The organism is Chryseobacterium formosense, assembly GCF_900116415.1.
In the GTDB taxonomy this organism is placed as follows: domain Bacteria; phylum Bacteroidota; class Bacteroidia; order Flavobacteriales; family Weeksellaceae; genus Chryseobacterium; species Chryseobacterium formosense.
In genome coordinates this window covers 205,753-217,197 of record NZ_FPAP01000001.1, presented here as the reverse complement: position 1 = coordinate 217,197, position 11,445 = coordinate 205,753, and the positions used below count along the sequence as shown (strand labels likewise).

The window sequence follows — 11,445 nt, the reverse complement described above, 5'->3', positions numbered from 1 at the left end:
AATAAACAATAATTTTTGCCGACACTCAAACAGTAGAAATTTCTTAACGGAATTTTTTCAAAATTTCTTAACGCTTCGATTTCCTAAGTCATTTTAAAAAGAAATGGTTCACAACTATTCACTAATTTGAATTACAGTTGTGTATTTTAATTTTTTACGGTCTTCAGGTAATTGAATTTCAATTAGATCACCCGATTTTTTCCATTTAATTCTATTCTTTAAGCCTAAAACTATTAATGATTTTGGTTTAAAAGTTTCAGGAATTATAAAATTCAGAGTAGACGGAGCTTGATAATTCGTTTTTTCTTCAATGTGAAAAATATTCAGCGTTTTTCCGTCTTTGCTTTGTGTGTAATAAAAACTCCCATCATGATAAGGTGCGACAGCTCTCGTTTCAAAAACCGCTGATTGATTGTGATCCATCCAAGTTGAGATTTCGTTTAATCTTTGATAAACAATTGCATCGTAATCTCCGTTGGGTCCGGGAGCAATATTCATTAGGTAATTTCCACCTCTGGAAATGATTTTAACTAAAGTTTCAATGATTTTTTGAGAGGATTTATAATTGTCATTCGGAACATACGAAAACGAATCACCCATCGTGATACAGCTCTCCCAAGGGATAGAAAGTGCGTGCTCAGGAACGGCTTGTTCGGGTGTCACATAATTTTCCCATTTTCCGGGAACAGTGCGGTCTACAACGATAATTCCGGGTTGATTTTTTCGAGCCATTATCCCTATTTTATCCATATCAATATCCTGTTCCACCTTGATGGTTCTCTGCCATTCTACTTTTGGATCGATGGTGTTGAAAGGACGAACCCAACCTCCGTCTAACCAAAGAATATCGATTTTACCGTAATTTGAAGTGATTTCATTTAATTGATTAAATGTGAATTTTTTGAAATTGTTCCATCTTTCAGGATATTTTTTGGGATCGTAGTTCACATTTCGGTCTTTTGGCGGAAAATACGACCACCAATAATCGTCAGAATGCCAATCGGGTTTTGAAAAATAAGCTCCGATTTTGAAGCCTTCTTTTCGGAATGTATTGAAAATCTCTTTTGTTACATCCGATTTTGGATTTTTGGAGAAAGGGGTTTTTGAAGAAGTTATTTTGTAATCAGACTGTTGCGTATCGAACATTACAAAACCATCGTGATGCTTTGTTGTAAAGACCACATATTTCATTCCTGCCTTTTTTGCTGCATCTGCCCATTTTTGAGGATTAAATTGAGTCGGATTGAAAGTCGTCTGAAGATTTTCGTAGTTTTCTACATATTTATTGTAAGATTTTCCGTGTTCGGATTTTCTTTGTGTCCATGATTCATCTTCTGGACATAAGCTCCAGCTTTCGACAATTCCCCATTGGCTGTACGTTCCCCAATGCATGAACAATCCGAATTTTAAATCCTGCCAGTTTTCAAGATTTTGAATAACCAATGGATCAGTTGGTTTTTGGTAGCCCTCCGAAACATTGTGAGCCTGTGAAAAAAAAGTGGATGATATGAGGAATGAGGAAAGAAATATGGTTTTAGTTTTTGGTTTGATGAACATCGAAGTTTAGTTTTTGCTAATTTAATATTTCAGCGGAAATTTTTAACCACAAAAGACATAAAAGATTAAAACACATTAGAATTTAAGATTATTATCACACTTTATAAAAGAACACATTAGTTTTGAAAATCGAAGATTTTCTATTACGTGGGTTTCTAATCCCGTTTATTTTTTATTTTTAAACCAAATCGTTAAATGCAGATTCAATATTTGAATAAGTAAATTCAAAGCCACTTTTTATTAATTTCTGAGGATAAACATTTCGGCTTTTTAATAATAATTCGGTCTCTGTTCCCATGAAGATTGAAGCGATTTCTAACTGCCAAACAGGCGCATTTAATCCAAATGGAACTTTCATTTCTTTTCTTAATTTCATCATAAATTCTTCGTTTGACAAAGGATTTGGAGCAGTTACGTTGATTATTCCAGACATATTTTCATTATCAATAATATGTTGGATCGCTTTGCAAAAATCATCAATATGAATCCAGCTTACGTTTTGGTTTCCTCTTCCCTGCTTTCCACCCAAACCGAGTTTTGTGATCATTTTTAACTTTTGAAAAGCTCCTCCATTATTCCCTAAAACGATGGAAGTTCGTAAAGCTACTTTTCGTACATTTTCTGTTTTTGATTTAAAAAATTCTTTTTCCCAGCTTTTGCAGATATTCATTGAAAAATCATCGCCGATGATTCCGTTATCTTCTGTATTTAAATGGGTTTCGGAATGGGTATAAATGGTTGCCGAACTTGAATTTAGCCAGATTTTTGGTTTATTAAAACATAAATCAATGGCTTCCTGAAGAACTTTGGTACTGTTAATTCTTGATGCGAGAATTTCTTTTTTATTTTTTTTTGTGTAACGACAATCGACCGATTTTCCTGTGAGATTGATTAAAACATCAGAGTTTTCAACCCAATTTTTCCATTCACCCACAGTTTTGGCATCCCAATGGATTTCATTTTTACGTTTTGGATTTCGGGTTAAAATATAGACTTCATTTCCTTTGTCTGCAAAATATTTTTCAAGGTTTTTACCGAGAAATCCGGTTCCGGCAGCGATGATGATTTTCATTTTTTTGAGGTTAAGATTGAGGTTAAGGCTAAGATTGAGAGTTTAAACACATTAGTCACATTAGTTTCAGTTAAATATATTGAGAATATTTTAGAGCACATGAGATTGAAAATCAAAGATTTTCTTTTGAATAAAAAATATCTTTTCAGCATTTCCACTTGGCTCTTTTTACTTTTTACTTGGCTGTTCTATCAAATATTTTTTCATTCTGACTTCAATTTCAGAGCCTTCTGCAAGCATAACGGACAAAGGCTTTTGGTGATTTAAACATTCAAAATCTTTTCCATAAACCTTTTTGAAATCTATTTCCAAATGATGATCTTTCACCGGATACCAATCCCATTTTGGATGGCAGACCTCATATTCTGAGGTTTTATTTCCGCGTTTCGTGAAGCCCCAATAATGTTCGGTGATAAATTCAAATTCAGATTCGTTTTCCATTTTTCGGGATTTGCTTTCAGCATTTATCTGTATGGAATTCCAGTAATCTTCTTTCCATGAATATTTTATAATCAAATTATCCTCGCTGTAATACATTTCGTTTTTCATTTTCCTGGTTTTATAATTTTCCTGGTAAATTGAATTTGCAACGATACTCAAGGCATATTTAGGAACGATTTCTTTGATGAAAACCACTCCTCTCTTCCAATCATTGCCTTCTTTTTTCTTTACATAAAATCTTAAATTTACTTCTTCAAAATTGCGATGGAAAGGAATTGGCAGTCCTAGTAATTTGGTATTCAAAAACATGAATCCGACAAGGCTCACATAGCATTTCTCCCGATAAAAATCGAGTTCTGTTCCTGTTGGAAGATATTTCATGAGGATTTCAGGATTTATTTCGTAGTTGATGATTGCCAATTTTCGCCATTCGGCTTTTAGGAATTTCATTTTGTTTTGGTTTTTGGTTCATTGTTGGTGGTTGTTGGTGGTTGTGGTTGGTGATAGGATTTCATCCTATCCTTTAGAAAATCGTCCCTTCGGGACTCTTTACAACATTATTTGTTTGATAAGATTAAAATAATCAAAACCGTCATTCTAAAGATCATCCATGAAATCGTTGGGAGAAAATTTAATTTTAATATTTTACATCTTCGGATATGTTCTAAAAACATGATGAAGACGGCAATTCCAAAATAAACAACCGATAAAGTTGGATTTAGATTTAAAAATAAAGCCGGAATTAAAAGCAACGTTCCGATTAATGAAACCGTCATCATATTTCCCAGATAATCCCATAATTTTACTTTTAAATATCTTCTTAAAAATAGAGTTTGCCAAATGATTTGACTTAAACAAATTACAAATTCTCTTCCGAAATTCTGATTTAAATTCAAACCTAATTTTGAACTGAAAATACTCAAAACATAAGAAGAAAAAATTACGACGAAAGCAATATAAGTCAGCCTGTATTTCAAATTAAAATCAGGGACACAAGCTTCGTCCGAATGATCTTTTGCAGAAGGGATAATCTGTTTTCTGTTGTAAGAAACGAATGAATAGATCTTTTTAAAAAACCAGTAAAAAGGTTGTATTCTGGCAATTTTTTCTAATGTTGGAAAGGAATTTCCGATGATTAGTAATAAACTATCTAAACCGTAAATCACTTGATTCTTTTCATGATCGACTAGTGCAATTTCGTTTTTTGCACGATAAAAATCAATCAGGTTTTTGTTCTTCAAACTCAGTTCTGTAAAGGCTTCTCTACCTTTTTGATCCAACATTCCGGCTTTGATGAAACCTTTAGAATAGATGTTGCACATGGGGCATTCGTTGTCGTAGATGAGTGTATGGTTTTGTAGGGTTTTCATAACATTTGATTTTAAAAATTATAGGGTCGTTAAAAAATCTTTAGATTTTTCTCTACAGTAAAATAAATAGGCAACCGCCATTATTGGGCTCAAGAATATTCCGGTGACCGGTATAAAAGAGAATAAATCGAGAGGGAAGTTTATTTTGTTTAAAAGTAAATATATCCATATCGGTAAAATCAGAATTCCATAGATTTTTATGAATAGATCCGTACAAAATCTTATCATTACTTTCAGTAAATAGCTTACCAACTGAACTCCCCCCACTACAAAATAGAAATTAAACCAAACTGAGAATAAATTGTTTTCAATTAATTGATACAGAATTCCAATAACCAAATAACCAAAAAATACAGTCAACTGAAGATAATAATCGATTTTTAAAAAAGTTTTCATGGCAATAATTTTAAAACATCTGACTTTTCGATCTTCCTCCAAAGTAGAAAATGAGGAATAAATAAACGATTAAATTTTTCATAACGGTTGATTTTTAAACTTTAAGATTCTAAGCTTTCTTCGTCTTTGATTTTATCTTTATTCATCGCATGTTTACGGCCTTTTAAAAACAATAAAAGATTCAGAAGCATCATAATTCCGAGGTAAATGGAGAATCCGCCAATTTTTTTGCTTAAAGCAACGACTAATCTCTCGACCGTTTCAATTTGGAAAAACTCAATGATACAAAGGGCAAAACCAATATTTAAAAGGTAAAAGCCGATTTTAAACAGTGAATTGGTTGCCATTGCAATGTCTTGTTTCTGATGAAAAATATCGATCATAAAAGTTTTAGAATTTTTAAACAAAAACTGAGAAACAAGCACAGTCAAAGTGATGACGATTGGCAGATAAATCATGTACGCTGAAAAGTTGTACGTTTGGGTAAGGATGGTTGCTGTCATGATAATTTTATTTTATAGTTAATTTTTTTCTTAATAGATAAAGAGCAGTAATATTGGTAAAATGCAATACACAAAGGATTAAAACAATGATTCCAATGCGAGTGGAAACGGTAGTTAAAAGTTCTTCAATATTTGAAATTCTATTCCAGAAACTCAAATTGATGGCGATGTAACCGAGATTGACGAGATAATAACTTCCAAGGAGAATCCGATTGACGGTCAAACAAAAATCTTTGTCTTTGATGAGATATTCCAGATAAATTTTTCCTGAGTTGAAGCATCTTCTACCCACATCAATCGTTATATATGAACTGATTCCAAGAAATAACAGATATGAAATGATATTGAACATTTTATAAGTATTATATTTTCAATAATTTTTAAAATTTAGTTCGAAATAAAAATAGTTTCTATCTCTTTTTATTCTCCCGGATAATTTTTAATGACATAGAATCCATAAATCAAATAGTACATATTAAAAAGTATTCCTCCTATGCCCATAAAGTAGATCTCAAAATCAATATTAAAATTGATAGATAAAGAAGAGATAGCATACAATGAAATGAAAAATAAGATCACTCCAAAGAAGTAATATCGGTGAAATTTACTTGCGACGGTGCAGATTCTTATTAAAAAACCTAAGAGATTAGCAACACCCATAAAAAAGAGGGCAATAAAAAAGTCTGATGCCTGATCTTGTTTACTATAATCTACGAGAATGTAAAAAAGACTTCCTAAACTTAAAGTTGTTTGAAAAATCACTTCTGCTTTTAAAATATTCAGTTTCATGAGTTTTATTTTTTTAATTATTATATCTTACTATACTTTCAATAATTTTTGAAACTTAAGCTGAAATAAAAAAGGATTTTCGAGTCCTTTCTATTTTAATAAATTGGTGATCTTTCCGATCAGCCAGTGATCATCACTTTTAATGGCAAGATCCATAATGTTGAAAACTTTTCCGGTAACATTTTCCATTTCAATCATTAAATCTGTGAATCGTTTTGCTTCTTCCGTATTTTCATCAACATTTTTCAGTTCAGAGATTGAGCTTAAAACCGGTTCGATTTCCCTTTTTTTACGTTCTTTGACGAGTTGCTTGAACAGATACCACATATCTCTTTCGGCAAAAAAATATTCTTTTCGGTCGCCTTTCAGTAATTCTTTTCTTACTAATCCCCACTCCATCAGGTTTCGTAAATTCATATTGGCATTTCCTCTTGAAATTTCAAGCATTTCCATCACCTCATCGGTAGAGAGCGGTTTTCCTTCAGCCAAAAGTAATGCGTGAACTTGCGCCATCGTACGGTTGATTCCCCAATTGGTTGCCAAAGTTCCCCACGTCTGAATGTATTTTTCTTTTGCTTCTGAAAGTTGCATTTTTGTTTTCTTTTAAATTTCTAATACAAATATAATAATAATTTTTTGAACTTTCAATAATTTTTGAAAGTTTAATTTTGAAAAATATTCTCCTTATCAGAAATACATAAAAATGGCTGATTTTTATACAAAACCAGCCAAATAATTATTCGTAAACTTAGAGTCAGGGTTCAATTATCGCTTTTATTCCTTCATTCCAAAACTTCGATTCAGGCATATAATAAAGGTAAACATTACTCGCTTTTCCTGTATAATCTCCTGCAAACTCTACTTTTAAATCTAAATTGATTGTCTTTATTTCATTTGCTTCAAAATGTTCCCAATACAAGATAAGATAATTATCAAATATTTCGTAATAAGAAACTTGTTTTTTATCAACCATATCTTTCAATAAAGCATTTTGCAACGTAAGACCTGCAGGAATTCCGATTTTCGCAGTGGTCATTGGTAATTGCCCATTGACTTTGTTTTTCACGGTAATTGTCATTCTGTTTGTCTCTCCTACTTTTGAAGTTTGTGATTTTAGTTTTGTTTCTAATGTTACCGGAATCTTTTCACTTTTCGGAGCTTCCAAAGTGTAATATTGATAATCGAGTTTAAAAGGCAAGCCTTTTTTATTTGAATAGTCAATATTTAAATCATTTTCTCCTTTTCTGAAAGCCGATGCAAAGCTGTTGTTTTTCCCGGAAACTTCAACATTATTAATTTTAATGACAGGCTTATCTGTTCCGTACAGTTTTTCATTTTTAGCAAAAAAACCGGAAAGTGTTTCTAATGCTAAAGCTGTTGCCTGAGTAGAGCCAAATCCGTAATAGCCGTTATAATTAATCAGATCATCTGCTACTTCAGCAATCTCAAGCTGATTGGCTTTATCATTTTTCTGAAGTGCCATCATATATAGAGAAAGTGTTTCTGCATTGGCTGAAATACCTCCAGAACCCGTAAAAGTAATTTCAGTTTTTACATTTTTATCTGAATATTGCTTGTTTAAAAGAGAAATCAAAGTGCCATAATCTTCATTTTTACCAAGATTGAAGGCTGTATTTGCCATCAAAGCCAACTGATAAGAATCTTTTGTTGCCAATATTCTTTTTAAGCTGTACTCATAATTTTTAATCAGTTCATTTTTAAAACCAATTTTAGACAAAGCGTACAAAACATACATATTTCTTGCCCAAGAATATTCGGAATATCTGGTTTGCATTTCGTAGCTTTTTCTGACCTCAAAAAGACCGTTTGCATTTTTTTTAGATAAAATAAATGAAGTAAGTTTCTGAATCAGTTTTGTATCAACATTTACATATTTTTTCAGATCTCTGAATTCCAGCAAAGCAAAAGCAGAAACAGAGACATCAGATTCACTTCCTCCAAAATAAGAAAAACCACCATCGCTGTTTTTATAAGATAACATTTTCTGATAGCCTTTCTTCATATTACGAATGGCATTGGATTCTGTATTGGCATCTATCTTTTTTGTTGATTTTAAATAATCCAGAATAAAAATATTGGGATAAACGGTTGAAGACAGCTGTTCAAAACATCCGTAAGGTTCTCTTTTTAAGCGTTCTAAATCTTCAAACATCTGCAATGCCGAATTTTCGTAGACGTAATAAGATGCCATCAAACTTCCGTTAATATACTCTGGAATATTTATTTTTGAATGTTCAGATTTATTGTTTACGATAGAAAAATGATGCGGAAAACCTTTTTCTTCAACTTTTAAAGGCAGAATCATCGTTTCCCTGAATTCTCCTGATTTTACAGCAAACTGAATATTGGAACTAATCAATTTATCTGTCTGCATTTTTACAAACAATCTACCGGATTCTAAAGGTTTTAAGGTGATCAAACTGTCAGCTTTCATCAATTTGATATGATTCGGAACAATTACATCCATCGTTAAAGTTCTGGTTTCCGATGAATTATTTTTAATCACAACCGGTATGATCATTTGGTCTGTTCTTGTCAAATACTGTGGAATTTTTGCGTCAATAGATATTAAGCTTTGTGCAGCGTAAGTAGTTTCGTCTCTTCCTATCAATCCTGTTGCAGAAATACCTTCAGTCATAATTCTGAAAGCTGAATTGGCATCAGACTGATAAAATTCGATCTGAGCTTTTCCTTTTTTATCGGTTTCTACAACAGGATTCCAATATAATGTTTCACGGTAATCGTGGCGATAAGCAGTGTTTGTAGACTCATAAACAGGATAAGAGAACTTACGTGAGTATTCATAGTGAGTCAGGCTGTCATTTGGAATATTCTTAACCGCAAAATAAGTTTCGGGAGTGATGTCGAATTTGATGTTTGAATTTCTTACTTTTTTGGAATTAATAATAATGACTCCATTGGCTCCTCGATTGCCATAAATTGATGTCGCTGCCGCATCTTTTAAAACAGAAATGGCATCGATACTATTCGGATTTAAATTTCTAAATAATGTTGAATTTGAGATCATTCCGTCGATCACATACAAAGGCTCAGATTGTGAAGTAATTGAAGATACTCCTCGTATGACAACATCTATTTTAGCAGAACCGGGAGATCCTGAAGATGAATTTATGGATAAACCCGGAGCTTGACCTTGTAGTGACTGTAAAAAAGAAACATTTGGTCTATTTTCAAACATTTTTGATTCAACTGTCGTAATAGAACTTGTTGCCAAAGACTTTTTTGAAACACTATTATATCCTAAAACTACAACCTCTTCAATATGTTGAGATTTTAGGGTATCAGATTTAGTATTAATTGATGGTAGTTTTTTTAAAAGCTCTCCAATTCCTTGCGACATTGATGGTTTCTTATCTTTATCATTATTTTTCTCCTTTATTTCTGCTTCTTTTATGATCTCATCAATATCAATATTTTCTAAAGATTGCTTCACTAAAGGATTAATATTAAGTGTATAAGAAAGCATTCTCACTTTCACTTTCTGTTTTTTATCTGCAGATTTAGCAATAACAGAATAATATTCATTTCTGTTCAAATCCGAAAAATAAAACAAGCCATTCTCCGAAGTTGTCTGCTTTTTTATTTTGGAATGACCACTCACCAGATAAACTTCAGCTTTTACAGGTCTTTTATTTAAGTCTTCAATAATTCCGTATATCGGGTTTTTCTTTTCCGGAAGGTATTTGTAGTTTCCGTTTTTCTTAGTATCGTCATTCATTTCAAAATAACGGTAACCATTCGTAAGCATGACTAAATCTAAACTCTTTGCAGCTTTCTCCTCCTTTTTATCAAAATAAAACTGCGGTTTTTCAATTTTCCCTTTCAATTCTGAATCCATCAGAAGCCATGAAAGAATATGGTTTTGCTTGTCATCGGCATACGTCCACAATTTATCATCAACAACACTCATCGAAAGATTTGCCGGAATGGGATTGTTGTTTTCGTCCGTTGTCTCTACATTCACAATTACTTTTTCTCTCGGCAAATAGTTTTTCTTTACCGGGGAAATTTTCACTTTCATCTGTTTATTTTCATTCGCAAAAACAATTCGTTCCGCTAAAGGAATATTATTTTCTGTCACCGTAAATCTGCAAATTCCTGTCGGAAGCTTCTCTTCTGGGATTTCAATATGATTGAATCCTTTTTTCAGAATTAATGATTTAGAATAAACCTCTTTTTCACGGAAATTTCCAGAAATCAAAACACTTCTTTCGGATGTAGAGTTTATGATTAATCGTATGTTTTGATTTTCTTTTATACTATTTAAAACAATTCCGTCATTTTTTGCAAAAGGAAGATCATAAACCTGACTGATGTTTTCCGGTTTTACAACTTTTGCATAATATGTTTCACCATTTTTAGGACTAAAAGAAAAGCTTCCCATACCGAAATTATATGAAGAAACTTCCAATAACTTCTGATGATTCTGATTATAAATTCCTAAAACCGCATCTACTGGTTTTTCAAATTCATCCAAAACTTTAAATGCTACATTCTGTTCGACCCCGTTGATAAAAGTTCCGCCTTCAGGCATAAATTTTAAATCCAGATTATTCAAAACAATCGGAATATTTCTCGAAATAGATTCTGTGAAACCATCAAAATTAACTTTTACATTCAGCAAAGCATCGGAAGATTTCAACACTTCAGGAAGTTTGAATTTCAGCAGATATTTTCCTTCTCTATCAGTAATCAAATTGCCTTCGGTTATTTTTTCGCCTTCATGCATCACCGTAAAATAAGCTTCATAAAAAGGAATCGGAAGATTGCTTAGACTCCGCATCGAAAACTCCGCCAAAACCTCATCTCCTGCTCCATAACCTTTTTTCGGAAAGTCGAGTTTCATTAAAATTCGTGGAGAAACAATTTTCTGTAGAGTAATCTCTTTTTCAAAGACGTTTTTGCCAGACTCATTCTGCATCCATGCAGTGAAAGCCCTTATTTTATAAATTCCGCCTTTCATATCATTTCCGAAATAAAAATACCCTTCTGCATGACCATTTTTTATTTCATACTTCGATTTATTCACAACCGAGCCACTCGGATCGACCAGTTCAAAATTTACTACTTTACTTTGATCTGCCGGAAGATTATTTTGTGCCTGAAGAACATATATTTTGAAATACATTTCTTCTCCAGGCTTATAAAAAACATGATTGGTATGGATGTATGTCTTTTCTTTTTTGAAATCACTGAAATTATTCTGAGCATTAAAAAAAATACTTAGAAACAAAGAAAAAATAAAAAATATAGAGCGTAGAAATTTAAAATTCAT

Annotated in this window: 10 protein-coding genes; all 10 read right to left on the bottom strand. The window is 32.2% G+C overall.

The genetic code is table 11. From position 1 onward, the window contains the following. Positions 1–114: 114 nt before the first annotated feature. The 10 genes from BM371_RS00980 to BM371_RS00935 all read right to left on the bottom strand — a co-directional run bounded on the left by BM371_RS00980 (position 115) and on the right by BM371_RS00935 (position 11,445). Positions 115–1,557 (bottom strand): alpha-L-fucosidase, encoded by a 1,443-nt coding sequence (locus tag BM371_RS00980; protein WP_034674787.1) that lies wholly within the window; start codon positions 1,555–1,557, stop codon positions 115–117. 178 nt (positions 1,558–1,735) lie between these two features. Beyond that, the gene (locus BM371_RS00975) at positions 1,736–2,629 is read right to left on the bottom strand and encodes a TIGR01777 family oxidoreductase (protein WP_034674785.1); all 894 of its coding nucleotides are present in this window, start codon (positions 2,627–2,629) and stop codon (positions 1,736–1,738) included. A gap of 168 nt (positions 2,630–2,797) precedes the next feature. Then, a complete protein-coding gene (locus tag BM371_RS00970) occupies positions 2,798–3,520 on the bottom strand; it encodes a YqjF family protein (protein WP_034674783.1) in 723 nt (240 codons plus the stop codon). Between the two features lie 107 nt (positions 3,521–3,627). Beyond that, positions 3,628–4,440 carry a DCC1-like thiol-disulfide oxidoreductase family protein gene (locus tag BM371_RS00965; RefSeq protein ID WP_034674781.1) on the bottom strand — a complete coding sequence of 271 codons (813 nt, stop codon included), beginning with the start codon at positions 4,438–4,440 and terminating at the stop codon, positions 3,628–3,630. An 18-nt stretch (positions 4,441–4,458) separates the two neighbouring features. Then, positions 4,459–4,836, bottom strand: coding sequence for a hypothetical protein (locus tag BM371_RS00960; protein WP_034674778.1), 378 nt, complete (start codon positions 4,834–4,836; stop codon positions 4,459–4,461). 101 nt (positions 4,837–4,937) lie between these two features. Next, on the bottom strand, positions 4,938–5,339 hold the full coding sequence (locus BM371_RS00955; protein ID WP_034674775.1) for a hypothetical protein: 402 nt from the start codon (positions 5,337–5,339) through the stop codon (positions 4,938–4,940). 7 nt (positions 5,340–5,346) lie between these two features. Then, positions 5,347–5,691 carry a hypothetical protein gene (locus tag BM371_RS00950; protein ID WP_034674772.1) on the bottom strand — a complete coding sequence of 115 codons (345 nt, stop codon included), beginning with the start codon at positions 5,689–5,691 and terminating at the stop codon, positions 5,347–5,349. 68 nt (positions 5,692–5,759) lie between these two features. Further along, positions 5,760–6,128, bottom strand: a complete 369-nt coding sequence (locus tag BM371_RS00945) for a hypothetical protein (RefSeq protein ID WP_034674770.1) — start codon at positions 6,126–6,128, stop codon at positions 5,760–5,762. A 90-nt stretch (positions 6,129–6,218) separates the two neighbouring features. Further along, entirely contained in the window at positions 6,219–6,719 is a 501-nt protein-coding gene (locus BM371_RS00940) for a GbsR/MarR family transcriptional regulator (RefSeq protein ID WP_034674767.1), read from the bottom strand. A gap of 163 nt (positions 6,720–6,882) precedes the next feature. Continuing rightward, the gene (locus BM371_RS00935; RefSeq protein ID WP_165571770.1) at positions 6,883–11,445 is read right to left on the bottom strand and encodes a TonB-dependent receptor plug domain-containing protein; all 4,563 of its coding nucleotides are present in this window, start codon (positions 11,443–11,445) and stop codon (positions 6,883–6,885) included.

What these genes read in the sequence shown, in the direction of transcription:
- BM371_RS00960 (WP_034674778.1), bottom strand. Translation starts at nt 4,836, where the DNA reads ATGAAAACTTTTTTAAAAATCGATTATTATCTTCAGTTGACTGTATTT.
- BM371_RS00980 (WP_034674787.1), bottom strand. Translation starts at nt 1,557, where the DNA reads ATGTTCATCAAACCAAAAACTAAAACCATATTTCTTTCCTCATTCCTC.
- BM371_RS00955 (WP_034674775.1), bottom strand. Translation starts at nt 5,339, where the DNA reads ATGACAGCAACCATCCTTACCCAAACGTACAACTTTTCAGCGTACATG.
- BM371_RS00950 (WP_034674772.1), bottom strand. Translation starts at nt 5,691, where the DNA reads ATGTTCAATATCATTTCATATCTGTTATTTCTTGGAATCAGTTCATAT.
- BM371_RS00975 (WP_034674785.1), bottom strand. Translation starts at nt 2,629, where the DNA reads ATGAAAATCATCATCGCTGCCGGAACCGGATTTCTCGGTAAAAACCTT.
- BM371_RS00965 (WP_034674781.1), bottom strand. Translation starts at nt 4,440, where the DNA reads ATGAAAACCCTACAAAACCATACACTCATCTACGACAACGAATGCCCC.
- BM371_RS00935 (WP_165571770.1), bottom strand. Translation starts at nt 11,445, where the DNA reads ATGAATTTTAAATTTCTACGCTCTATATTTTTTATTTTTTCTTTGTTT.
- BM371_RS00945 (WP_034674770.1), bottom strand. Translation starts at nt 6,128, where the DNA reads ATGAAACTGAATATTTTAAAAGCAGAAGTGATTTTTCAAACAACTTTA.
- BM371_RS00940 (WP_034674767.1), bottom strand. Translation starts at nt 6,719, where the DNA reads ATGCAACTTTCAGAAGCAAAAGAAAAATACATTCAGACGTGGGGAACT.
- BM371_RS00970 (WP_034674783.1), bottom strand. Translation starts at nt 3,520, where the DNA reads ATGAAATTCCTAAAAGCCGAATGGCGAAAATTGGCAATCATCAACTAC.